At 64.3% G+C, this 24,532-nt stretch carries 20 protein-coding genes; 14 read left to right on the top strand and 6 right to left on the bottom strand.

Annotated features, from left to right (window positions below; all coding sequences use genetic code 11):
* Nucleotides 1–85: 85 nt before the first annotated feature.
* Genes KRX12_RS05905 through KRX12_RS05920 form a run of 4 tightly spaced genes read right to left on the bottom strand, consistent with a single transcriptional unit; the run spans nt 86 to nt 4,945 of the window.
* Nucleotides 86–1,735 (bottom strand): ABC transporter ATP-binding protein, encoded by a 1,650-nt coding sequence (locus KRX12_RS05905; protein ID WP_218366044.1) that lies wholly within the window; start codon nt 1,733–1,735, stop codon nt 86–88.
* Nucleotides 1,732–2,781: an iron chelate uptake ABC transporter family permease subunit gene (locus KRX12_RS05910; RefSeq protein WP_218366045.1), complete on the bottom strand. Its 1,050-nt coding sequence runs from the start codon at nt 2,779–2,781 to the stop codon at nt 1,732–1,734. The genes KRX12_RS05905 and KRX12_RS05910 overlap by 4 nt, the downstream gene beginning before the upstream one ends.
* Nucleotides 2,778–3,845, bottom strand: a complete 1,068-nt coding sequence (locus KRX12_RS05915; RefSeq protein WP_218366046.1) for an iron ABC transporter permease — start codon at nt 3,843–3,845, stop codon at nt 2,778–2,780. The genes KRX12_RS05910 and KRX12_RS05915 overlap by 4 nt, the downstream gene beginning before the upstream one ends.
* Nucleotides 3,842–4,945, bottom strand: coding sequence for an iron-siderophore ABC transporter substrate-binding protein (locus tag KRX12_RS05920; protein ID WP_218366047.1), 1,104 nt, complete (start codon nt 4,943–4,945; stop codon nt 3,842–3,844). The genes KRX12_RS05915 and KRX12_RS05920 overlap by 4 nt, the downstream gene beginning before the upstream one ends.
* Nucleotides 4,946–5,566: 621 nt before the next feature.
* Between KRX12_RS05920 and KRX12_RS05925 the strand changes: the two genes are divergently transcribed.
* From KRX12_RS05925 to KRX12_RS05960, 8 genes are all read left to right on the top strand, one after another.
* The gene (locus tag KRX12_RS05925) at nt 5,567–6,595 is read left to right on the top strand and encodes a zinc-dependent alcohol dehydrogenase (protein ID WP_218366048.1); all 1,029 of its coding nucleotides are present in this window, start codon (nt 5,567–5,569) and stop codon (nt 6,593–6,595) included.
* A 750-nt stretch (nt 6,596–7,345) separates the two neighbouring features.
* Nucleotides 7,346–8,302, top strand: coding sequence for an ATP-binding cassette domain-containing protein (locus KRX12_RS05930; RefSeq protein ID WP_218366049.1), 957 nt, complete (start codon nt 7,346–7,348; stop codon nt 8,300–8,302).
* Nucleotides 8,303–10,366, top strand: coding sequence for a YhgE/Pip domain-containing protein (locus KRX12_RS05935; protein ID WP_218366050.1), 2,064 nt, complete (start codon nt 8,303–8,305; stop codon nt 10,364–10,366).
* 184 nt (nt 10,367–10,550) lie between these two features.
* Nucleotides 10,551–12,647, top strand: a complete 2,097-nt coding sequence (locus KRX12_RS05940; RefSeq protein WP_218366051.1) for a prolyl oligopeptidase family protein — start codon at nt 10,551–10,553, stop codon at nt 12,645–12,647.
* 11 nt (nt 12,648–12,658) lie between these two features.
* On the top strand, nt 12,659–14,032 hold the full coding sequence (locus tag KRX12_RS05945; protein WP_218366052.1) for a M1 family metallopeptidase: 1,374 nt from the start codon (nt 12,659–12,661) through the stop codon (nt 14,030–14,032).
* A gap of 10 nt (nt 14,033–14,042) precedes the next feature.
* Nucleotides 14,043–15,260, top strand: coding sequence for a hypothetical protein (locus tag KRX12_RS05950; RefSeq protein ID WP_151549644.1), 1,218 nt, complete (start codon nt 14,043–14,045; stop codon nt 15,258–15,260).
* 83 nt (nt 15,261–15,343) lie between these two features.
* Nucleotides 15,344–15,940: a DoxX family protein gene (locus tag KRX12_RS05955; RefSeq protein ID WP_218366053.1), complete on the top strand. Its 597-nt coding sequence runs from the start codon at nt 15,344–15,346 to the stop codon at nt 15,938–15,940.
* A 211-nt stretch (nt 15,941–16,151) separates the two neighbouring features.
* Complete coding sequence (locus KRX12_RS05960) at nt 16,152–16,916, top strand: IclR family transcriptional regulator (protein WP_151529361.1); 765 nt, start codon at nt 16,152–16,154, stop codon at nt 16,914–16,916.
* 13 nt (nt 16,917–16,929) lie between these two features.
* Here KRX12_RS05960 and KRX12_RS05965 read toward each other — a convergent pair whose 3' ends face one another.
* Nucleotides 16,930–17,982 carry an NAD(P)-dependent alcohol dehydrogenase gene (locus KRX12_RS05965; RefSeq protein WP_218366054.1) on the bottom strand — a complete coding sequence of 351 codons (1,053 nt, stop codon included), beginning with the start codon at nt 17,980–17,982 and terminating at the stop codon, nt 16,930–16,932.
* Between the two features lie 125 nt (nt 17,983–18,107).
* Here KRX12_RS05965 and KRX12_RS05970 point away from each other — a divergent pair, with 125 nt between their 5' ends.
* The 6 genes from KRX12_RS05970 (at nt 18,108) to KRX12_RS05995 (ending at nt 23,429) form a co-directional block, all read left to right on the top strand.
* On the top strand, nt 18,108–19,304 hold the full coding sequence (locus KRX12_RS05970; RefSeq protein WP_218366055.1) for a CbrC family protein: 1,197 nt from the start codon (nt 18,108–18,110) through the stop codon (nt 19,302–19,304).
* A 64-nt stretch (nt 19,305–19,368) separates the two neighbouring features.
* On the top strand, nt 19,369–20,193 hold the full coding sequence (locus tag KRX12_RS05975) for a glycosyltransferase (protein ID WP_370625552.1): 825 nt from the start codon (nt 19,369–19,371) through the stop codon (nt 20,191–20,193).
* Between the two features lie 126 nt (nt 20,194–20,319).
* On the top strand, nt 20,320–21,063 hold the full coding sequence (locus KRX12_RS05980) for a glycosyltransferase family 2 protein (protein ID WP_218366056.1): 744 nt from the start codon (nt 20,320–20,322) through the stop codon (nt 21,061–21,063).
* Nucleotides 21,060–21,464, top strand: coding sequence for a DUF2304 domain-containing protein (locus tag KRX12_RS05985; RefSeq protein WP_151529364.1), 405 nt, complete (start codon nt 21,060–21,062; stop codon nt 21,462–21,464). The genes KRX12_RS05980 and KRX12_RS05985 overlap by 4 nt, the downstream gene beginning before the upstream one ends.
* A 235-nt stretch (nt 21,465–21,699) precedes the next feature.
* Complete coding sequence (locus KRX12_RS05990; protein WP_218366103.1) at nt 21,700–22,596, top strand: thioredoxin domain-containing protein; 897 nt, start codon at nt 21,700–21,702, stop codon at nt 22,594–22,596.
* Nucleotides 22,593–23,429 carry a cytochrome c biogenesis CcdA family protein gene (locus tag KRX12_RS05995; protein WP_218364965.1) on the top strand — a complete coding sequence of 279 codons (837 nt, stop codon included), beginning with the start codon at nt 22,593–22,595 and terminating at the stop codon, nt 23,427–23,429. The genes KRX12_RS05990 and KRX12_RS05995 overlap by 4 nt, the downstream gene beginning before the upstream one ends.
* An 86-nt stretch (nt 23,430–23,515) precedes the next feature.
* Here the strand turns inward: KRX12_RS05995 and KRX12_RS06000 are convergent, their stop codons facing one another.
* Entirely contained in the window at nt 23,516–24,451 is a 936-nt protein-coding gene (locus KRX12_RS06000; protein ID WP_218364964.1) for a GDP-mannose 4,6-dehydratase, read from the bottom strand.
* Nucleotides 24,452–24,532: the final 81 nt, after the last annotated feature.

Genomic DNA, 24,532 nt, shown 5'->3' on the forward strand with positions numbered 1-24,532 from the left:
GATAGCCTCGGATATATGCGTCGCTCGCGAATATAGTGCCTGCTCACGGCGGGTCGCTCAGCTGCGCTCGCTCCCCCTACCCGCCTCAGTTCCTCGCGCCGGCTGTCGATACCACCACCGGGGAACCATCCACATGATGGATATCTACCCGCGCCCCGTAGAGCTCGCCTATACGCTCAGAGGTAAGCACCTCAGAAGGGGTTCCCGTGGCCACGATGTCCCCCTCGTGCATAGCAATCATGCGGTGACAGTAGCGGGCCGCGAGATTGATGTCATGCAGCACCATCACCACGGTCAGGCCGGTACTCGCATTCCGCTGCGCTACCGCCTCCATCAGGGCCACTTGATGCGTCCGGTCGAGATAGGTAGTCGGCTCATCCAACACCAGCAGCGGAGTGTCCTGGGCCAGCGCGCGGGCAAGCCACACACGCTGGCGCTGACCACCAGATAACTGTCCGAGCGGTCGCTGCCGCAAAGCCGTGACATCAGCCAGCGCAAGCGCGCCCTCCACAGCCTCTTCATCCTCCCTACTCCACGAGTGCAGGCCGCGGCGGTGCGGATGACGCCCAGCAATCACCACATCCTCCACGGAAAACCCCTCCAAAGCCGCCGACTGCTGCGACAACACCGCGATACGCCGGCCCCGCTGCTGCGGGCTCAAGTCATGTACGGTGCGTACCGCAGCAGCCTCGGCGGCGCCGTCCAGCGTCAGATCCACAGTTCCGGCCTGCGGGGCCATAATGCCCGTGAGGGTACGCACGAGCGTGGATTTGCCGCAGCCATTGGGCCCGATCACCCCGGTGATCATGCCCTGCGGTATCGCCAGGGAAAGATCCTCCGAGACGGTGGTCTCGGCATATCCGGTGCGGATATTGCTGGCCTTGAGCGCCGGCGGCGGGGCGCTCTCGCTCGGAGCCGTCACCCCACACCCCAGATGCGGTACCAGCACGGTGCGCTCCCGCCCAGCAAGGAAATGGCAATCGAGGCCGAAAACCTCGTGGTGCAGCTCGCGGTTGAGCACCTCAGCGCACGGCCCCGAGGCGACAATCCGCCCAGCACGCATCACCACCACAGAATCGGCCACATGGGCGGCGGAGTCGACGTCGTGAAGCACCACAATCACCCGGATACCGCGCGCGGCGATCGCCGATATGAGCTCAAGAACGCGCTGCTCGCCACCAATATCGAGATAACTGGTGGGCTCGTCCAAAAATACGATCGGGGTGGTTTGGGCAAGCGTCATGGCGATCCAGGCCCGCTGCTGCTGGCCGCCGGAGAGCTCCTCCATAAGGTGATCCGCCAGCTGGGTGATGCCACACTGTTCGAGCGCATCGTCCACGGCCTGCATATCCGCGTCGGTGTGCGGCTGAAATAGCCCCTGATAGGGAAAACGCCCCTTGGCCACCACATCGCGCACACTCATACCGCTGGTGGGAACGCCGTGCTGGCCCAAGACCGCCACCTGCCGGGCCGTGGCCTTCTTGGACATGCGGGCGATATCGTTCCCGTCGATCCACACGGCGCCACCACTGGGGCGTAGCAGCCGCGATAGCGTGCGCAATAGCGTGGACTTGCCGCAACCATTCGGCCCGATCAGCGCTGTGACGCCATCACCAATACGCAGGTTAAGGCCCTCGATCACGGCCTCGCCGCGGCGGTTATAGCGTACGGTGAGATCCTCGGCCCGGATACCCGCCTCCATGGGCTGCTCAGAGCTGGGGTCGTGGTGCTTCATGCGCGCTTCCTTTGCACGAGAGTGAACACAATGAGGAAGTAGGGGGCGCCGATGGCGGCGATGATTACGCTCACGGGCACAGCGACGGGGAAGAAATTCGCGCCGACAACGTCGGCAAGCATCGTGAGCACTCCCCCGCACACGCCGGTAAGAAGCAGCGAGAGCCCGGTAATCTGCCCCACCATCAGGCGCACGATATGCGGCACCACCAGCGCCACAAAGCCAATGAGCCCGGCGACGGTGACCGCGAGGGCCGCCAGCCAGCACCCCAGGGCGATGAGAATGATGCGCACCCGGCCCACATGCACGCCACTGGTGGCCGCACAATCCTCCCCGAGCGCGATAATGCGCACCGAGCGGCTGTACCAGAGTACGAAGGGCACAGCCACCGCAAGACCGAAGGCAATGAGCGAGACATCGGACCACCGGGCGCGCGAGAGCGAACCAATGAGGAGATTATCGGCCCAGATGACGTCCTTGATGGGGAAACGCCGCACCATATAGGCCTCCACGGCGGTGAGGAAGGTCTGCACGCCGATTCCCACCAGCACCATGCGGTTGGGATCAAGCCGCTCCCGCTTCGCCAGCAGATACACCACCGCCGTGGTGAGCACGGCGCCGCTGAACACGGCAAAAGGCAGGCCAGAAACGTTGTGGGTGAGCAGAATCCACACAAAGCCCGCCGCCCCCGCGCCGGAGGTCACGCCAATAATGTCTGGGGCCACGAGATCATTGCGGGTCACCCCTTGGAAAACCGCGCCCGACATAGCCAGGGCGGCGCCCACCAAGAATCCGAGCAAGAGCCGCGGCAGGCGGAGCTGGAAGACCACAAATTCTGTTTGGGGATCCGCGCGAGACCACAGCGCCGTGGCCACATCGTTGAGCGCAAGGGGCATATCGCCGAGGGTCATGGCCACGATTCCCACGCCGAGGCCGAGCACAGCGCTCACCTCGAGGATGATCAGGGTGGGCAGGTGGATGCGCATGCTCCACCACGGGCCCCGCCACGCCCGCCAGGGGCCGCGGGTGCGAGTAGGTGCTGTCATGACGCCACCTTCGAAGATTGACGAGCGATCAGGATGAAGAAGGGGGCGCCGAGCGCGCCCATCACGATGCTGGCTTCGAGCTCAGCGGGAAACAGCGCGAAGCGGCCCACAATATCGGCGGCGGTGAGCAGGCAGCCGCCCACGCCCGCCGAGAGCGCAATGCCCCATTCCACAGAGCCGCGCACCAAGGGGCGGACGATATGGGGGACCGCGAAGCCGACGAAACCGATGGGGCCGCAGATAGCGACGCTCGCCCCGGCCATCATCACCACCACGATGGAGGCGATCAGCCGGGTGCGGGCGGTGTGCACACCTGCGGCGGAGGCGACATCCTCGCCCATGGCCAGCATGCCGATACTGCGCGAGAGCAGCAGACACACCACGATGCCCACCAGGCACAGCACGATCGCCAGCGGAAAGTCCTGCAAGCGGCGGCCGCCGACGCCACCGACCATGATGTAGCGCACCGTTTCGCGGGTGCGTTCATCGCTGAACACCATGATCGAAGTCCACGTGGTCATCACCGTCCCGCCGATCATGCCCGCGAGCACGAGACGCACTGGGGAGGACTGCCCGCGGGTGCCCTGGCCGATGAGGATCACCAGCAGACCAGAGGCGAGTGCGCCCGCAATGGCCATGACGGTGAACTGCTGTGGACTATCGGCGCCAAAAAAGAACACTGCCGCGGTGATGCCACAGCCCGCTCCCGAGGACACGCCGAGCACGAAAGGATCCGCCAAAGGGTTGCGCGTCACCGCCTGCATCACCGCCCCCGCCACCCCGAGAGTGGCGCCCACCAGCAACGCAATGATGGTGCGCGGAATACGCATATCCGTGACCACCGTGTGGTTATAGTCGCGGGCATCGTGGGCGGTAAAGGCCGCAATAATCTCCGCCGGGGTGATCGCCACCGAGCCCATACTCACGCTGAGCACGGCAATCACGGCCGTGATGAGCAGCACTGCGAGCAGGGCGAGACCCCGACGCCGGCCCGCGCTGGGCGTGGGGGTAGGCGCCGGCGAGGACGGCGAGCGCTGCGCGAGCGTCACTGGTTCAGCCGTCACTGATCGAGGGAGCCGATGTGCTCGTCGAGGTCATCCAGCATGGAGTTCGCCTCCATCACGGACTCGCCATTCCACACCGAGCCCACGAAGAAGGTCTGGTTATTCTTCACCGCCTCCAGCTGATTCCACAGCGGGTGGTTCTTCACCTGCTCGACATTCGCCAGGGTGGCCTTGTCTCGATCGTCCTGTTCCGCAGGATCCTCGTGCACCTGCACCACCACGAACATGATGTCGGCGTCCGCTTCCTGCAGCCGCTCCGGCGAGAGCGGGAAGGCCTCAATGGATTCGCCATTGGTGGCCGCCTTCGTCGCCGCGAGATCAAGGTCTTGGTTGTCGGGGCGCTGAATTCCCACATCATCGAGCACGCCACCGGCAAAGGAGCTCTTGGTGTAGATGATGAGATTATCGTTGCGAATGCGGAGCACCGAGACCGTTTTATCCTTGAGGTACTCGCCGTGCTTTTCTCGGAAGGCATCCACCCTCTCGTGATAGTCGTCCAATAGCTCCTCGGCTTTGTCTTCCTTATTCATCACGCGGGCGAAAAAGCGCAAGGTGTCATCCCAGCGATGCTTGCGCTCATCGCCGGAGGTGATCACCACGGTCGGCGCGATCGCGGCGAGGGTCTCGCGGTAGTCATCATCGCGGGGAGTGGCGGCGATGATCACATCAGGCTCGAGAGACATGACCTTCTCAATATTGAGCTCGCGCTCATTGAGGTCGACGACATTCTCCTCCTGCAGCCGGCTCAACACATCCGGATAGGAGTAGAGATCGACTTCCATGTTGGCAATACCCACGGGAGTGATGCCCAGCGCCACCATCGAGGTGATGCCCTTGGTGGACACGAGGCGCTGCGGGTCCTGCGGGATGGCGATCTCTCGCCCCACATCATCGGTGAAGGTGCGGGTCTGCGCATCGCTGCCCTGGGCCGAGGAGTCGGAGCCTGCCTCCTCCGCAGGGGTCACGCCCGAATCATCCGAGCAGGCTGCCAGCACGGTGCCGGCACCAAGCCCGGCGGCACCGAGCCCGAGAGAGGTGAGGAAATGACGACGACTAAAGGAGCTGAGCTGTTCGGCCACGCTGTCCCTTTCATAGGTCACGAAAACATAACGGATAAATGTAGGCTAACCATAACCACAGCTAAAAATGTGAAGCAAACCCCTTTTCTTTCGCTGCACCCACGCACACATACTCATGCGTAGCCATGGATAGCCATGGCATACCTTTATGCCCAGCGCAGCGGGGCACCTACCCCACGCAGTCCTCTGCACATAACCGAGTCGTGCACTTGTCTGCTTTCCCAGATTGCTCTCTAGCGCACTACTTTTTCCTTGCCTCACGCCACCCCAGCTGCCCACATTTTCCGATCGTTCCCGCTGCGACGGATGCGCCGCTGTCCGCGAGACGCCACAGCCACGAATACGACCGACCGCCACTGCCCCTGTCGCCGCACGGGGGTGCCGCACGGGGGTGGCTAACCTGAGAAGCCTAGCTAAGGGCAGCCTTCGCAAACTTTGCTAACTCAGCCATGTTCAGCAAGGACTCCTTAATGAAAATTGGCACTGTCAAGTGTTCCTGAGAGTCCGCACATAACGATTCACAGTTATGGCAGACACACTGCCCCTAGTGGTTTGGTGGGCCTCACACCCCGCCGCGTTGTGGCCGAGGCCAGCACCGATGCCCCTCGATCAGGCGCGCCCAACCCCCAAGGAGTGGTTGATATGTCCGATACATTCACCGCCGCAGTAGCCACCGAGTTTGGCCCCAACCTCACCATCAGCGAGATCGATCTACCCAGCCCAGGCCGCAATGAGGCACTGGTCAAGCTCCACACCTCTGGCATTTGCCACACCGATCTCCACGCCGCCGAAGGCGACTGGCCGGTCAAGCCCGGCCTGCCCTTCGTTCCCGGCCATGAGGGCGTGGGCGAAGTAGTCGCCCTCGGCGAGGGCGATCACGCCGATATTGAGGTCGGCTCCATGGTGGGCAATGTGTGGCTCTGGTCCGCCTGCGGCACCTGCGAGTTCTGTCGCACCGGCCGCGAAACCTACTGCCCCAATGCCGAGTACGGCGGCTACACCGTCGACGGCTCCTTCGGCCAGTACATGCTGGTCGATACCCGCTACTGCGCCCGCATCCCCGAGGGCGCCGACCTCCTCGAGGTGGCACCCGTGCTCTGCGCCGGCGTCACGGTGTACAAGGGCCTGAAGGAAACCGAAACCCGCCCCGGCCAGTTCGTGGTGATCTCCGGCGTGGGCGGCCTCGGCCATATCGCCGTCCAGTACGCGGTCGCGATGGGCATGCGCGTGATTGCCGTCGATATTGCGGAGGACAAGCTGGAGCTAGCGACCAAGCACGGCGCGGAGTTCACCGTCAATGCCCGCGAGACCGACCCCGGCGAGGCCGTGCTGGACTACACCAAGGGCGGCGCGCATGGTGTGCTCGTCACCGCCGTGCATGAAGCAGCCTTCGGCCAGGCCATTCACATGGCGCGCAAGGGTGGCACCATCATCTTCAATGGCCTGCCCCCGGGAGACTTCCCCGCCCCGATCTTCGACATCGTCTTCAAGGGTCTGACCATCCGCGGCTCCCTGGTGGGCACCCGCCAGGACCTCGCAGAAGCACTCGACTTCTACGCCCGCGGCTATATTCACCCCACCGTGAGCGAGTGCAGTCTCGAGGACGTCAACGATGTCTTTGAGAAGCTGCGCCACGGCGGCGTCGATGGCCGCATGGCCATCCGCTACTAACGATCCACCCCGGCACAACGCCGAACCAGGCAGTGGGCGTCAACAAGCGCATACAGATGCGCATCGACGCCCACTGCCTGCACGCGTGTGGGCACAATCACACATGCGAACATGCCCGCCGAAGCGGCGCCACAGGGGCACATATCCACACTAAGTGGAACACCCCCTTTCGGATGGGGCAAACGCTGCCCAGCTGAACCGCCTCCCATAATCGGTTCACCCACATCCCCCACACTCCCAGCTCACTCCCATTTACTACCCCCACTGCCCACATCGCGACACATGGTGGTGTGGGTTCCATCTACGGGCCAGCGAGGGCGGATCACCGGCCGCGTTGCAGGTAGATGCCACTTTATGGCTAGAATCAAAGACTCATTAAGGAACTTAAGCTACACCCGTTGCGTTAAGGGTTGTGGATACTACGGCGCGGATACTGCGAGGCACGCGAGCGATGAATCGTCTCGACACCACCTCGTCCTCGTACCAGCAGCGCCGGCCCTGCTGTGCTAGGCGCAGTAGCCCGTGGCGCCCCTCGCCGCCGTGGTTGTCCGCCCATAGCTTCGTGTGTGCCGGCAGAATTAATGATATGCACCACGGCTGAGGCCTCCGTGTCTTCCGGCGGCGCCGCAACCGGCAGCCACCGCGGAGGGAGAGCGCAGCGCCGTGGCGACGTATCACCCACCCGAAGTGCCGGGCGCAGACAGACTGGCGTTGAAGCCAGTCGGGGATACACAGTGCTGAGGAGAGAGCATGTCAGACAGGGAGATCCACACGCAGAGCGAGGAACCCGCGGAGAGCACCCGCCAGTTCCCCGTTGCACCCGCCAGCGCTGCTACGGATACCGACACCGCACCACCTCCAGAGGCGGCGGCCGCGGACGACTATGTGCTCGTGGCCGATGGGCTATCCGTGGTGGGCGAGGAAGGTCCGGTGTTCGGGCCCATTGACCTGCGCGTGCCCGATAACACCCTCGTGTTCCTCTCCGGCCGGGGCGGCTCGGGCCGTACCGCGCTCGCCCTCACCTTGGCGGGACGGATGAAGCCCACCGATGGCACCCTCACTGTCTTCGGCCATGACCAGCTCAAAGATATTCGCGATACCGTCGCCATTGCCGGGGTGGACGTTATTGATGCCCTCGACCGCGATGTGCGGGTGCGCGATGTGCTCACCGACCACCGCGCGTGGTGCCATGGCTGGTTCGGCTGGGTGCCCAAAGCCGATGACGCCTACCGCGAGGAGATCCTGTCGAAAGTCTACGGCAGCCGCTCGCTGCCGGATCTGAACCAATATGTCAGCCAGATCCCCGCACTGGATCGCATTCTCATCCGCATCGGCATGGCCCTGCACCCCGCCCACGATGAGAAGATTCGCCTGCTCATCCTGGACGATCTCGAGCAGGTGCGAGAGCTCAGCGACCGCGCCATTTTGCTCAGCGTGCTCAACCGCCTCTCCACGGAGATGACCGTGCTGGTGAACTCCGTGAATCCGCCGAGCGCGGCAACGCTGCCAGGCTCGCAGGTGATTGAGCTCTTCACCGACCGCGGACACATCGCCCCCGAGAGTAGCGGCGCCACCGACCAGCACCTCGAGGACCTGCTGGCGCGCTGGACCGCGCTGCGCCAGGGCGATCATCCCCAACCGCGCCACGCCAAGAGCGATACAGCGTCGACCACCACCGAGCCCACTACCACCAAGGAGGAGCAGTAAATGCTTGCCACATTTCATATCGGCAGCGAGCTTCGCCGCTTCGGGCGAGCCAAGCTGGGCAAGATCGCCATCGTGGCCATCTGCCTGCTTCCGCTGCTCTACTCCACGCTCTATCTGTGGAGCTTCTGGGATCCCTTCGGCCGTCTCGACCGCATGCCCGTCGCGCTCGTCAATGAGGACGCCGGCGCCGAGGTCGATGGCCAGCGTATCGACGCCGGCAAGCAGATCGAAGAGGGCCTGCTCGAGGATCAGTCCCTGGACTGGATCACCGTGACCGAACAGGACGCCCTCGAGGGCGTAAAAACCGGCGAATACTACTTTGCGGTGACCCTGCCGGAGAACTTCTCCCAGGCAGTGGCCTCTCCTACCTCCGAGAAACCGGAGAAGGCCCGCATTGTCACGCACTACAATGACGCCAATGGCTGGCTCTCCACGCTCATCGGCCAAAACGCCATGCGCCAGGTGCTCGCCGTGGTCTCCGACAAAATCGGCACCGAGGCCGTGGATAAGCTGCTGGTGGGCGTGGTCAACGCCAGCGAGGGCATTCAACGGGCCGCCGATGGCGCCGCTCAACTGGATGATGGCGCCACCAAGCTCGACTCCGGGCTGGGCAAGATCCAGCAGGGCGCCGGCGATCTCGTTTCCGGCCTCGAGCGCAATAAGGAAGGCACCACCCAGCTGGTCGAGGGCACCGGCCGGCTTCGTGAAGGCGCCGATAAGCTGCAGGCCGGCTCGGGCGAGCTCGCCAATGGCACGGAGCGCCTAGTGGAGGGCACCAACCAGCTCAGTGGCGGGATCGACCAAGCCATCGGCAAACTCCAGAGCCTCACCGGCGAGGTGCACCACTATCACGCCACCGCCAGCGAAGCCTCCGAGATCCAGGGCTCCCTCGCCCAGGATCTGCGCGATCTTGCCGCGGCGATCCGCCAGATCCCCGATCCGCTGGCGCAGCAGACCGCCGGCCAGGTGGATCATATTGCGCACCGCGTGGACACCGAGGGCGTTGGCCCCCACTCCCCGCTGAAGCAGGATCTCGACCGGATCAATGGCATTGCCGCGGACATCGACCAGGGCAATCTGCCCGGCAAACTCGGCGAGCTCGTGGGCGGTGTCAATCAGCTCAATGACGGCGCCCAGGCCCTCAACGATGGCGCCCACCGCCTCAACGCCGGTATCGGCGAGCTCGGCTCGGGTGTCACCCGGCTCGATGATGGCGCCAATAAGCTCAATGACGGCGCCACCCAGCTGCTCGACGGCGGCCGCAAACTTGATTCCGCTCTCACCGAGGCCAAGGACGGCTCCAGCAAGCTCTCCGCAGGCAGCAATGAGCTGGCCACCAAGCTCGGGCAGGCCGCGGGCGAGGCCCCGGACTGGTCGCCCGATCACCGCACCACCATGGCGGAGACCATCGGCGGGCCGGTAGAGATCAACCAGTCCAACTCCGGCGGGGAGAACACCTTCGGTGCCGGTCTGGCCCCCTTCTTCTTCTCGCTGGCGCTCTATATCGGTAGCCTCGTGAGCTTCCTGCTGCTGCGCCCGCTGCAGGCCCGCGCCGTGGCCGCCGGCATCTCCCCGCTGCGCGCCGCTATCGACGGTCTGGCCCCAGCCGGCCTGATCGCCATGATCCAGGCCATCGTGGTCGCTACCGCCACCGTGTTGGCGGTGCCGCTGGATCCGGCCACATTCTTCGGCCTCACCGTGTTCATGATGCTCACCGCGCTGGTCTTTGCCGCGATGAACCAAGTGCTCATCGTTCTCCTTGGGTCCGGCCCCGGCCGAGTGGCCAGTATGGCGCTGCTCATGGTGCAGCTCTTGGGCTCCGGCGGGCTCTACCCCGTGGAAACGGAGCCGGACTTCTGGAGTTGGATTCACCCCTTCTTGCCCATGACCTACACCGTCAACGGCTTCCGCCAGACGCTCTACGGCGACTTCGACGGCCGCATGCTGCAAGCAATAATCGCGCTCTGCCTCTTCCTCACGATCTTCCTCGTAGGCACCGCCCTCGGTGCCCGGCGCGATAGAACGTGGACCATGAAGAAGCTGCATCCGCCCATCGATTTCTAGCCATCCCCTGCTCAGCACCGCCGCGGCCCTTCTGCTGCGGCGGTGCTTCTGTGCTGCGGGGTGGCGTCGATAAGCGCCAACACAAGAGCCGCCGAGTTTAACTCCCACCACCAGCCAGAAAACTGCCAATGAGCTGCACTAACACTGGTGCACCGGGGGTAGTATCCGTATAATCGGCGGCACTATGAGCACTACCGCACCAGCACAGACGCCGCCGTCAAGCGAGCTTGAAATTATCGGCTCCCCCACGGCCCTTGGGTGGGCGCAGGAGTGGACGGCCTCCACCATCGAGAACATCGATAGCCATGGCGGCCACCGCACCGCTCTGCAGCAGCGGCTGCGCGCGGCTCTCGATACCGATGCGCGGGTGCCCTATGTGACTCGGCGCGGCGACTATCTCTATAACTTTTGGCGCGATAGCGAGCATCCGCGGGGTCTGTGGCGGCGCACCCGCTATGAGTCCTATTGCAGCGAGTCGCCGGAGTGGGAGATCCTGCTCGACGTGGACGCCCTCGCCGCGGCCGATGGGGAAAGCTGGGTGTGGAAGGGCGCGCATGTGCGCGAACCGGAATACGACCGGGCCCTGCTGCGGCTATCCCGCGGCGGCAGTGACGCCACTGTGATCCGCGAGTTCGACATCACTAGCTGCAGCTTCGTGGAGGATAGGCCTTTTACTCTGCCGGAGGATAAATCCGATGTGTCGTGGGAGAGCCTCGATACCCTCATCCTTGGCACCAATGTGGGCGAGAACTCCCTCACGGAGTCTGGCTACCCGGCGCGGGTGTATCGCTGGCACCGCGGCACCGACCCGCGCGAGGCCGAGCTGCTGTTCAGCGGCGAGCGCAGCGATATCGCCTCCGGCGGGTGGGCGGATCGCACGCCCGGGTTCGAGCGGGTGCTCATTGAGCGGCGGCTGGATATGTTCACCGCCGAGAATTACCTGCTGCGCGGCTCGGAGCCGGTGCGCATTGAAGTGCCGGTGGATTGCGAAATCATCATTCACCGCGCCCAGATCTTCCTGCTTCCCCGCACGGATGTCTACGGGGTGCCCGCCGGCGGCGTGGGAGTGGCCGACTGCGAGAGCTTTGTGGCGGATCCCGCGAGTACCGAGGTGCAGGTGATCTTTGCCCCCACCGAGTATCAATCGCTGGAGACGCTGCACTTCACCCGCAGCTATGCGCTGATCCAGGTGCTGGAGAATGTCACCACCACCCTCTACCGGGTGCGCCTCGATGCACCGGAGGAGTGCGTGCGGGTGGCCCTGCCGGAGCTGGCGAGCACCAGCGTCGTGGCGACGGCACCGCTCTCGGAGGATCCAGAGATCGGCGAGGAAGTATGGCTCTACTCCTCCAGCTTCACCACCCCGGATAGGCTGCTGCGCGCCGACGCCCGCGACCCGGAGAGTTTTTCCACGGTGGTCAAAAGCGCGCCCGAGCAATTCGATGCCTCTGGGATGAGCACCCGGCAGTACTGGGCCACCTCCGCCGATGGCACCAAGATCCCCTACTTCCTCACCGGCCGCCTGCACGAGGACGGCGCCACCCCCACTCCGAAGCCCTGCGTGGTACACGCCTATGGCGGTTTCGAGATTTCCCTCCTGCCCTACTACTCCGCGGTGAACGGCATCGCGTGGCTAGAAAAGGGGCATCTGCTGGTGCAGGCGAATCTGCGCGGCGGCAGTGAGTTCGGCCCGCGCTGGCACTCCCAGGCCACAAAGCTGCAGCGCCGGAAGGTATTTGAGGATCATCAGGCGGTGCTCAATGATCTCGTGGAGCGCGGGATCACCACCCGCGAGCAGCTCGCGGTGCGCGGCGGCTCCAATGGTGGCCTGCTCACCGCGGTGGCCCTCACCAGCTATCCCGAGCGTCTTGGCGCGGTGGTGAGCGAGGTGCCGCTGATCGATATGCTGCGCTATCACACCCTGCTCGCGGGGGCCTCGTGGGTGGCGGAATATGGCCACCCCGATAACCCCGAGGAGCGGGCAGTGATCGAAAGCTACTCGCCCTTGCAGCGCGTGGTCGCCGCCGCGGACAAACCCTATCCGCCGGCGCTGATCACCACCTCCACGCGAGACGATCGGGTCCACCCCGCCCATGCGCGCTGGTTCGCCGCCGCCCTCGCCGCCGCCGGCCAGCCGGTGGACTATGTAGAAAACTCCGAAGGCGGGCACGCCGGGGCCGCCGATAATGATCAGATCGCATGGAAGCAGGCCATCGTATTTACCTGGCTGGAGCAGCAGCTCGCGGCGGCGGGCGCGGAGGCGCAGCGCTGCGCGGACTAGACTTAGCCGCGATGAGTTCCTTTACACGCCTGCGCACCACCGAGATCCCCGGCACCCGGGACCGCTACACGGGTGTGGACTTCAACCTTGGATTCCACATCCGTCACTACGACCTCGACCTCACCTATCGGGTCATGCCCAACCACCTCAGTGGCACGGCGACACTGGACGTGCTCAGCTACCTCCCGCTGCAGCAGCTCACCCTCGACTTCGCCCGCACCCTCACCGTGCGGCGTATCACCGCCCAGGGTGTGGGCGGCGCGCAGGTGAAGGTGAAAAAGTTCCGCCACCGCGGCGATAACAAAGTGGTGGTGCTCTTCGACCGCGAGATCCCCGCGGATACCGAGTTCAGCCTGGCCATCAGCTACTCCGGCAATCCGCAGCCCATCACCTCCCGCTGGGGTGAGATCGGCTGGGAGGAAACCGATGCCGGGGCGCTCGTCGCCAGCCAGCCGCATGGCGCCCATAGCTGGTTCCCCTGCGATGACACACCCGATGAGAAGGCCCGCTATGACATTCGGATCACCGCCGATAATCCCTTCAGCGTGATCTGCACCGGGGAGCTGGTGGATACCCAGCGAAACAATTCCACCACCTTATGGCACTACCGGGTGCAGGAGCCGATGGCCACCTATCTCGCCTCGGTACAGATCGGCGAGTTCAGCACCATCCCCCTCGGCTCCGCGGCGGGCGTGCCCGTCACCGCCTATGCCCCGGCCGCCCTGCGCCAGCGGGTGCTGCATGACTTCGCCGACCAGGCCCGCATGCTCGAGTTCTACGCCGAGCTCTTCGGCCCCTATCCCTTCCCCGCCTACCGGGTGGTCATCACCGCCGATCAGCTCGAGATCCCCCTCGAGGCCCATGGGCTGTCGATCTTCGGCGCCAATCACGCCGACGGCCGCAGGACCTGGGAACGGCTGATCGCCCACGAACTTTCTCACCAGTGGTTCGGTAATTCCCTCGGCGTGGCGCAGTGGGACGATATTTGGCTCAACGAGGGCTTCGCCTGCTACTGCGAGTGGCTGTGGTTCGAGCACTCCACCGGCACCCCCGCCGAGCACTACGCCCGCGAGCACTATCGCGGCCTCCAGCAGAAACCGCAGGACCTGCTCCTCGCCGATCCGGGCCCGCAGCACATGTTCGACGATCGCCTCTATAAGCGCGGCGCCGTCTTTGTGCACGCCCTGCGGCTGCTGCTCGGCGATGCGGACTTCTTCGCCGCGCTGCGCGACTATGCCCGCCGCGACCGCCACGGCGTGGTGGAGCCGGTGGATCTCTTCAATATTCTGCGCGCCCACCTCGCCCCCGAGCGGCACGCCGAATTGGATGAGCTGCGCTCCGCCTGGCTGCTCGCCCTGCCACTTCCGCCCTTCCCCACCGCCTAGGACCACTGCCATGCGCGCGCTGTCTCTCGCCACTATTTTCGCGGCCCTCTCGGGGTTCGTGGTGGTCATCGTCGCCTCTTGGGCCCTGCCCGAGACCATCAACGCCGACTTCCAGGCCTATTGGGGTCTCTTCTTTGCACTCGCGGGGCTTATCGACGGCATCACGCAGGAAACCACCCGCGCAACCTCCGCGGTACGCGCCGGGGCCAGCCCCCGCTCGGCACGGCCGGTACGGCTGGCCGGGGTGGTGGCGCTTATCGCCGGGATCAGTATTCTCGCCACCGGCGGGGTGTGGATGGGATTCCTGCTGCACCACCCCCATCCCGCGGCGATCGCGCTCTTTGCCATCGGCTTATCTTCCTATGTGTTCCAGGCGCTGCTCTCGGGCGTGCTCTCTGGGCTCAAGCACTGGGGCGCTTATGCCTGGTTGGTGGCCATCGACTCTGGGGTGCGCATGCTGGCCGCGGCATGCGCGTGGTGGCAGGGCTGGGGTATCGGCGCCTTCCTCCTCATTACCGTCATGGGTGCCGCCACCTGGCTGCTCATCATCGCCTTCTCCCCGCAGGCCCGCGCCGCGCTCCAGGCCCCGGTCGATGTCACCTCCGCCGCTTATCGACGCGGCGTTGTCTCCGCCATGGCCGCCACCGGGGCATCGGCCGCCCTGATTACCGGCTTCCCGCCGCTGGTGCGCATCACCCACGGCACCGGAGATAGCTCCGTGGATGGCGTGAGCGTGGCCGCCATCATCATGGCGGTGCTCCTGACCCGCGCCCCGATCCTGGTGCCCACCCAACGTTTCCAGTCCGCCCTCGTGGTGTACTTCGTGGATCGGCGGGAGCGCCTCCTATCCGCCCTGCTGATTCCGCTGGCCGTGGTCGGCGCCGTGGGCGTTGCCGGGGCAGGCCTGGCGTGGCTGCTCGGACCGTGGATCCTCGGGCTCTTCTTGCCCGCCAGCTATGTGCTGCCCGGCTGGCTACTGGCTGTGCTCACCTTCGCCTCCGCCTGCACGGGCTCGCTGATGATCACCGGCTGTGCCGCCCTGAGTCACGAGCGCCATAGCGTGTACGTGCTCGGCTGGGTGGTGGCCACCGCCAGCGCCTTCGGCGTGCTGCTACTGCCCTTCTCGCTCACCACTGCGGTCTGCGCCGCATTGATTCTCGGCCCGCTCATCGGCATGGCGGTGCACGTCTATTCTTTGCTTGGCGCACATGTGCGGCGCGTTCATTAAATAGTATTTCCGGTCGATATTCTTATTATTTTCACGTACTTCCGTGTTTTGCTGAATCGAACCTTTATGTAGGGTGTGTAGGCGTGACTGTAATTAAGGATATTTTCCAACTCATTGCCCGCATTATTCTCGGCACCGTGCTCATCGCGCATGGCTGGCAGAAAATCAACGACATCACCATCTCTGGTGTGACCGACATGTTCAGCAACTTGGGTGTGCCCAACCCTGAGCTCGCTGCCCAATTTACCTCCTACTTCGAGTTTGCTGGCGGCATCGCCATCGTGCTCGGCCTGCTGGTCCGCTTCGTCGGCCCGGTTCTCTTTGCCCTGATGGCCGGCGCCGTCTGGTTCGCCCACCGCGATGGCGGCGTGTTCGTCTCCGATGGCGGCTGGGAGCTCGCCGGTGTGATCGGCGCTGCCGGTCTGCTGCTCGCCGCTGCCGGCGCTGGTCGCGTCTCGCTGGACCACCTCTTGGTGCGCCCCTTCCGTAACCGCAAGGACGCGGCCGATGAGGACGCCACCTCCGCCGCTTATGCCCCGGCCACCACCACGGCAACCACGGCCACCACGGCACCCGCCGCGGGCACGACCTCCAGCTTCGATGCCGAGACCACGGCCTTCGATAGCTCGGATATCAACAACACCAACACCACCACCGGCTGGGACGAGCCCAACCGCTAATGCGTCGCTGCCCCCGCGCAGCACCACCGCCCCGACGCCCTTGTGCGCGGGGCGGTTTTTCGTCTCTTAGCGCCGATATATCCTCGTGATTAGCCCCCGAGAACGCAGGCTAAGCTACCGAACCGTTAGTTCCTCGGTATAGTTTTAAGGAACACCCGCATTGTGCGGCCATGCAGCGCTAGACCCCGAGCAGAAGGAGGACGTGAAAAAAGTGAGCGAGCATACCCGACGACATTCTTCGCGGGTCCCAGCAGCCACCAACGTCCTGCGCATTCTCACGCTGCTGACCAGTATCGATGTGCCCGTCTCCGCCGCCCGCATCTACACCGAGCTGGATCTTCCACGCTCCACGGTCTATCACCTGCTCACAGTGATGGAGGATGCCGGCTATGTGGTGCGGCTGCCCGAGGAAAAGACCTATGGGCTGGGCGTGGCCGCCTATGCCATGGCCTCGGCATATACCACCCAGCAGCCGCTGGTGCGCGTCGGTGCCCGCCACGCCAAGTTCCTCGCCGAGCTCATCGGCGGCAGCGCCCATATCTCCAAACTTTCGGGCAGCGATGTGCTCTACATTTTGGAAGAGCGCAGCAAAAACGCCAATAGCCTGCTCTTCGATGCCGGGGTGCGCATTCCGGCCTTCATTACAGCCTCCGGCATGGCCATGCTCTCGCTCCGCTCAGAGCAGCAGGTCAAGGCCACCTACTCCACCTCCCCGGTGCCGAATCACATGAGCTTTCGCGAGGTGATTGAGCAACTGGCCATTATCCGTGAGCGAGGCTGGGCCGAGGAGAATGAGCGCATCGACCGCGCCCACCGCTCCTTTTCCGCCCCCATCCTGGACCACCTCGGCCAGCCGGCGGCGGCCCTCGCGGTGTCGTTCCATATCGACTGCCCAGTGGACCCCCGCGAGATCCTCGGCGAGGTACGCACCCGCGCCGAGCTCATCTCCCACACCGTCTTCGGCCACGAGCACTAGCCGCTGCGGCGGCTTAGGCCTGCTCGAAGCTGGCGGTGTCGATCACGCAGCGGAACTGCACCTCGCCATTGACCACCCGCTCATAGGCCTCATCCACCTCGTGCACTGAGACCTTCTCGATGCGGGCACGAATGCCGTGCTCGGCACAAAAATCCAGCATCTCTTGGGTCTGCTTGATGCCGCCGATATTGGATCCGGCGAGCACCTTCGCCCCGCCAATAATGGAGCCGAAGTGGAGCGGCTGCTGGTTCGGCGGCAGCCCCACAACCACCATCACTCCGTGCGGCTTGAGCAGCCCGAGATAGGCATTGACGTCAATATCGGCGCTAATGGTGTTGAGGATGAAGTCGAACTCGCCGCGATGCTCTGCAAAGAATCCCTCCTCGGTGGTGGCGAGCGTGCGCTCCGCGCCTAGTTCGCGGGCCTGCTCCTGCTTGCGCAGACTGCGCGAGAGCACCGTCACCCGCGCCCCCTTGGCAGCGGCGATCTGGACCGCCATGTGCCCCAGCCCGCCGAGCCCGAGCACCGCCACACGATCGCCCTCCTTCACGCCCCAGCGATCGATGGGGGCATAGGTGGTAATTCCTGCGCACAGCAGCGGGGCCGCGTGCGCATCATCGATGCTATCGGGGATGCGGCAGACGAAATTCTTGTTCACCACCACTTTTTGGGAGTACCCACCTTGGGTGATGCTACCGTCCACATCCTGCGCGTTATAGGTACCCACGGCGCCCTGGAGACAGTCCTGCTCCTGATGGTTGCGGCACTGTTCGCACTCGCCACAGGAGTTCACCATGCACCCCACGCCTACGCGCTCACCAGGGGTGAACTCCGTAACCTCGGACCCCACCTGGGAGACCACACCGGCAATCTCATGGCCCACCGTGAGCGGAAAGTGGGCCTCACCCCACTCATTGCGAATGGTGTGGATATCGCTATGGCAGATACCGGCCGCGGTGATATCGATCACCACATCATCGGGGCGCGGATCACGGCGCGTGATCTCGGCGATCTCGAAGGGGGAATCAGGGGCGGTCTTTTGCACAGCTTTCACGCGAAATGTCATGCCGCCCACGCTACAAAACAACAGCTAGCGGTGCTGTTTTTCATTAACGCGCGCTAGTGGCAGAGCTAGTGCTGGGGCGGACCCAGAACCTGCGCACACCTTCGAATTTTCTTAAGATAGTTCTTATGTTTGATTCCTCAGTCACCCTAGAAGGCAGCGTTATCTCCCTGACGCCGCTGAGTACCGACCACGCAGAAATCCTCGCCAGCGCCGCCGTGGACCTGCACAAACAGTACTGGTCGGGGGTGCCTGAGCAGGAGGGCATACCCGCGTATCTGGAGCGTCTCTGCGCGACGGCCGATACCGGTCGTTCCCTGCCGCTGTTGGTGCGGTTGAATAGCGATAACCGCGCTGTGGGAGTCACCGGATTGACCATCGATAACCCCGATGTTCCCACCGTCACACTGAGCCACACCTGGGTCACCCGTGGCGCCCAGTCCACCCGCGTCTTCCCGGAAATCTTGGCGCTGCTGATCGCCTATAGCTTCGATACCCTCGGCGCCCAGCGCTTCTCCATGGTGGTGCCGCGCACCAATATTCAGGCCCGGCGCGCCGCGGAAAAGGCGGATCTGCGCTATGAAGGCACGCTACGTAGTGCCTCGCGCCTGGGCGATGGCAATGTGGACGATGCCTTGGTGTACTCGGTGCTGCCCCACGAGTTCCCCTCACTCATGGCTGGTCTGCAGTACCGCATCGATCGCCCCATCCTTCCCGATATCGCCACGGTGAGCACCCCCATCACCGAGTCTGCGGCTCAGTCCCAGGCGAAGGTAGAACCGGCCCACGAGGAACTCCCCGTCTTCCGCTACCACCCCGACCCGGTGATCACGGGCGCCATCGTGCGCAATGAGGAGGCCGAGTGCCCCTGCTGTGAACGCACGACTGGCTGGGCCTATGTGTATCGCCCCTATGCGCTGGAGCGCGTGGAGAATCTGTGCCCGTGGTGCATCGCCTCGGGTGCCGCCGCCGAGAAATACGATGCCCGCTTTGTCCCCACCGCTCCCGAGGGCATGCCGCCGGAGCGCGCGGAGGAGCTCATCAAGCGCACCCCCTCCTTCGCCTCCTTCCAGGAGGAGCAGTGGCAAAGCGCGGACGGCGATGCCTGCCAGTTCCTGGGCGTGGCTACCGCCGCCCAGCTAGAGAGCCTCAGCCCCGAGGAGCGCGAAGAGTCCGGGCTGGATGAGTCCTTCTTCAAGGAGGAGTATCTCACCTGGCTGCGCGCCCAACCGCGCGAGGAGCTACGGGCCCACGCCGACCCCTGCGTCTTCGCTTTTTCCTCCTTGAGTTCAGACACACTGAAGTTCTGGATGGATCACAGCTAGTTCTCAGCCCAGCAGGCTAGGCTTAGGGCCGCTGAATTCTTCCGAGCTGAAAGGTGTACTCACGGTGACTGGTCCAAGCCTGACGGTGCTGATGACGGTGTATCACGGGACAACCGCGACGCACATAAGCCAGGCTTTGGAGAGCCTCTACGACCAGACTCGGCCAGCGGAGGAGATCCTGCTGATCCAGGATGGCCCCATTGGCGAGGATGTGGCGGCCATCCTCAGCACTGCCGAGGCCACCCGCCCCGAGGTGCGGGTGCTGCGGCGAGAGAAGAACGAGGGCAATGCGGTGGCCACGGCCGCCGGGTTTGCCACCCTCACCACCGAGTTCTATGCCCGCCAGGACAGCGACGATATCTCTTATCCAGAGCGCTTCGAGCGCCAGCTCGCCTTCCTCGCCGAGCATCCTCGGGTGGATCTGGTGGGCTCGGCCATGACGGAGTTTGTTCACTCCCCGGACGAGCCGGTGGGCGTGCGCACGCTGCCGGAAAGCCCCGCGGAGATCAACCGCTATCTCACCATCAATAACCCCATCAACCACCCGACAATCATGGCCCGGGTAGAGGCCATCCGTGAGGTCGGCGGCTATCAGCCGGTGCACTTGATGGAGGATTATGACCTCATGGCACGGCTCGTGGCTGGAGACAAAGTGCTGGCCAATATGCCGGAGCAGCTGGTGTATTTCCGGGTCGGCGAGGAGCAGCTATCGCGGCGTACGGGGCTGGATATGATCCGCGCCGAGCTGAGCATGCAGCGCAACCTGGTGGACTATGGGACCGTCGGCGCGTTTCGCGCGGTGGGCAATTTCCTTCTTCGCTCCCTCTACCGGCTGCTCCCCAAGCGCCTGCTCGGGCGGGTCTATCGCCTCCTGTTCCACCGCCGCTAGCTGGGTCGACGGGACGCGAGGGCGGCGTCGTCACGCATGCGCTGGGCACGGGCGCCGATTTTCATTCACTGTCTGCCGCGCGTGGCTGCCGCTGTGTCTGTCCGAGAAGTTACTAGCATGACAGGCATGCCCGTTGTTGATACTCCCCGCCCCGCCGATGACGCCTGCCGTCACCCCGGCGACTATGCGGATACGTGGTTGGTGATCCCGTGTTTTAATGAGGGACCCGTCATCGGTGATGTGATCCGACATGCCCGCCAGACTTTTCCCAATATCGTGGCGGTTAATGACGGTTCGAAGGATGACTCCGCTGCAGCTATCCACGCCGCCGGCGCGCATCTGGTGAATCACCCCGTGAATCTTGGCCAAGGCGCCGCCATTCAAACCGGTGTGGAATACGCCCGCGCTCAACCCGGCGCGCAGAACTTTGTCACCTTCGACGCCGATGGCCAGCACCAGGTCAAAGACGTGGTGGCCATGATCGACCGGCTGCGCAGCGAAGAGGTGGACATCATCGTGGGCACCCGTTTTGGCCGGCCCCGCGCCGCCGATGATCAGGTGCCACTGATCAAACGCATCGTGCTGAAAACGGTGGTGCTGCTCTCGCGGCGCACCCGCAAGCTGGGGCTCACCGACGCCCATAATGGTTTGCGCGTATTCAATCGCACGGTGGCCGAGCAGCTGAATCTCCGCATGAATGGCATGAGCCATGCCAGCGAATTTGTCACGCTCATGGACACCAATAATTGGCGAGTGAGCGAGCAGCCGGTGGATATTCTCTACACCGAGTATTCGATGAGCAAGGGCCAATCTCTCTTTAATGGAGTCAATATTCTGGCCGATGGATTTATAGCGAGGAACCTGTCATGAGTTCGGGACAAAGCATTATTCAGGTGGTGCTGCTGCTCGCCACCATCGGTTTGGCCATCTTTTTTGTGAGCAAGCGCAAAAAGGCCCGCGCCAAGGCTTGGGTGAAACTCGGCTTTGTGGTGTTCTTTATCTCCTGCATCTGGGCGATTGTGCGCCCCGATGACCTCACCGTGGTGGCCAATTGGCTCGGGGTGTCCCGCGGCACGGATCTGCTGCTCTACCTGTTGGTGGTGGCCTTCATGTTCACCACGATCTCGAGCTACATTCGCTTCCGCGAGCAGGAACTGCGCTACGCTAGGCTAGCTCGCGCCGTCGCCCTACAAACGGCGATCCGACCCGAGACACCTGATCCATCCCGCGATGGCACCGACCCCACGGCCAGCGGCCGTGCAGAAAAGTGAGACGACGACATTTATGCCTAAGGCCCCGAAAAACGGACCGGACCACACCCCCAACCCCGAGGACGCCGAGGCCGTGACTCCCGCGGCGCCCGACGCTGCCGACGCTGCCGACGCGACGCGTGTCGACGCCGACTCCACGGCCGATTCCGCGACTGATTCCGCAGCCACTGCGGACACTGCAGCAGCCGAGACTACCGAGGATGCCGAGGACGCCGAGGCTACAGCCGCCTCCCCGATCTCCCAGGTGCCCACCGTGGTGTGGGCCCTGTTTAGCGTGCTGCTGGTGATCGCCGGTCTCGGCGGCTACCTCGTGGGCACGCAGACCACCGATAGCGCCGCCACCCAGGCCGCGCCCTCCTCCGCGCAGCAGGACTCGGGTACTGCCGCCGCCCCAGAGGAGTCTGCGGTGGAGAAGTTGAGCAAGGAGGAGATCGCGGAGCTGGTGGCCCAGGTGAAGCCAGGGACGGGCTCTCTCGACGCGGAGTCCGAGGACGGCTCCTTCGACGCCACCATCTACGGCCCCGGTGGGGAGATTCAGTCCGTGGCGGACATCGTGAAGGTGGCTCGCCGCGATGCGGCCGATCCCTTCGCCTATGGCGCCGTGGATGCCCCCGTGGTGATCTCGGAGTTCTCGGATTTCGAGTGCCCCTTCTGCTCCCGCTACGCCAATACCACCGAGCCGGAACTCATTGACCAGTACGTCAAGGATGGCTTGGTGCGCATCGAGTGGAATGACTATGCCATCAACGGCCCCCACGCCGTCAGCGCCGCCCAGGCGGGACGTGCCGCGGCCGCCCAAGGCAAGTTCTTCGCCTTCAAGCATGCGCTCTATACCGCGTCGAAGGATATCACCGGCCACCCCGAGTTCGGCCGGGAGGACTATATCCGCTTCGCCAAGGAGGCCGGGGTGGAGGACATGGACGCCTTCACCGAGGCTTTAGACAATGACACCTACGCCGAGCCGGTGGCACAGGCCCAGAGCTACGCCACTGGTTTGGGGATCCAAGGCACCCCGAGCTTCGTGGTGGGCACCCGCTTTGTGTCTGGCGCCCAGCCCACTGAGACCTTCGTTGAGGTCATCAATGTGGAGCTAGCCAAGGTGGCTGCCGGCGAGGTGAGCGTTCCGCAATGATCTCTATCGGACTCTTCGGCGCCATCGTCGCCGGGGCGCTCTCTATTCTCAGCCCCTGCTCGGCGCTGTTGCTTCCGGCGTTTTTCGCCTACGCATTTAGCTCCCGCACGGAGCTGATCACCCGCACCGTCGTGTTCTTCCTCGGCCTCGTCGCCGTCCTCGCCCCCATCGGGGCGGGCGCCGGTGCGCTGGGACAGTGGCTCAGCAGCGAACGCGGCACCCTCATCATGGTCGGCGGCATCATCATGATTGCGCTGGGCGTATTCATCTTCTTCGGCGGCGGCTTCCAGATCCCGGGCCTGTCCTCCCTCGCGGGCAGGGTGGGCATGAGCGCCGCGGGATGGGTCCCCACCTTCCTGCTCGGCGCAGTCTATGGCTTCGCCGGGTTCTGCGCCGGCCCCATGTTGGGGGCGGTGCTCACCACCGCCTTCGTCAGCTCCAGCGTGCTCTATGGCTTGGCCATCATGGCCGCCTATGCCTTCGGCATGACCCTGCCGCTATTCCTGCTGGCCGCACTGTGGGAGAAATTCAACATCGGCGAGGCCTCCTGGCTGCGGGGCACGCAGGTACAGCTCGGCCCGCTCACGCTGAACTCCACCAATATGCTCGCCGGGGTGTTCTTCATCATCCTCGGCGTGCTCTACATGGCCACCAACGCCACCACGAGCCTCGGCGGGCTGCTCTCCACCGAGACCCAGTCCGCCATCCAGCTGCGCGTGGCCACGCTGCTGATGAATATCAATGGCGCCATGGTGCTGCTGTTCATCCTCAGCATCGTCGCTATGGTGCTGGCCTATAAATCCGTGCGGGTTCCCGCCAAGAACAGCGAGTAACCGCGCTTCGCATGCTTATCGACGCCACCCTCGCCCCAGCGTTTCAGGGGAATAGAGGGTGGCGTCGTCACGCATAGGCCCCGGCCTTAGCGGCTGCGGAAATACTCCACCGTGCGGGCGATACCCTCGGCCACATCCACCTCGGGCCGCCAGCCGAGCACCGCCTGGGCACGGCTGGAATCGAGGCAGGAGCGGGGCACATCGCCCACCCGGGCCGGCTCGAAGCGGGGTTCATCCGCCACGCCCACCGCCTGGGCCACGAGGCTATGCAGGGCACGGTCGGTGGTTTCTACCCCGGTGCCGATATTGAAGCGCATGCCCGAGCCCTGCTCCCCGGAGGCGGCCACGAAGGCGCGCACCAGATCGCCCACATACACATAGTCGCGGGTGTTGCTGCCCTCGCCGAATACCACGGTGGGGGCACCGGCCAGCAGATTCTTGCTGAAGATCGCCACCACCCCGGCCTCGCCGTGGGGATCCTGCCGCGGGCCGTAGACATTCGCCGGGGCGATATGCGTGCAGTCCAGCCCATAGAGGCGGCGATACATGTTCAAATAGGTTTCGCCGCCCACCTTCGAGGCCGCATAGGGAGACATCGGGCGCACCGGCTCCTCCTCGCTGACGGGGAAAGACTCCGGGCGGCCATAGATAGCACCGCCCGAGGAGGTGTAGACCACCTTGCGCACCCCGGTCTGGCGCGCCGCCTCAGCAATCCGGATCGTAGAAATGGTGTTCATCTCGGCATCGAATACCGGATCAGCCACCGAGGAACGCACGTCGATCTGCGCCGCCAAGTGGAAGATCACCTCGGGACGATACTCCCTGCACACAGCAAGAAAATCACAGCTGAGCACGTCATCTTCGAGCAGTGTCACCTGCCCCGTCTCCAGCGCATCGCGCAGGTTGTCCCGTCGGCCATGGGAGAGATTATCCACCACAACCACGGTATCGCCGCGGGCCACGAGCGCATCCACCAAATGGGAGCCGATGAAGCCAGCGCCGCCAGTAACAAGAGTGTTCATGCTGAAAATCGTAGTACTCTTCGGCGCGCAAAGGCGATAGCGCCGCCAGCAGCTGCCCGCCCTCGTGGCAGGAGGCAATCT

The sequence above is a fragment of the Corynebacterium sp. TAE3-ERU2 genome (assembly GCF_019209955.1).
In the GTDB taxonomy this organism is placed as follows: Bacteria; Actinomycetota; Actinomycetes; order Mycobacteriales; family Mycobacteriaceae; genus Corynebacterium; species Corynebacterium megadyptis.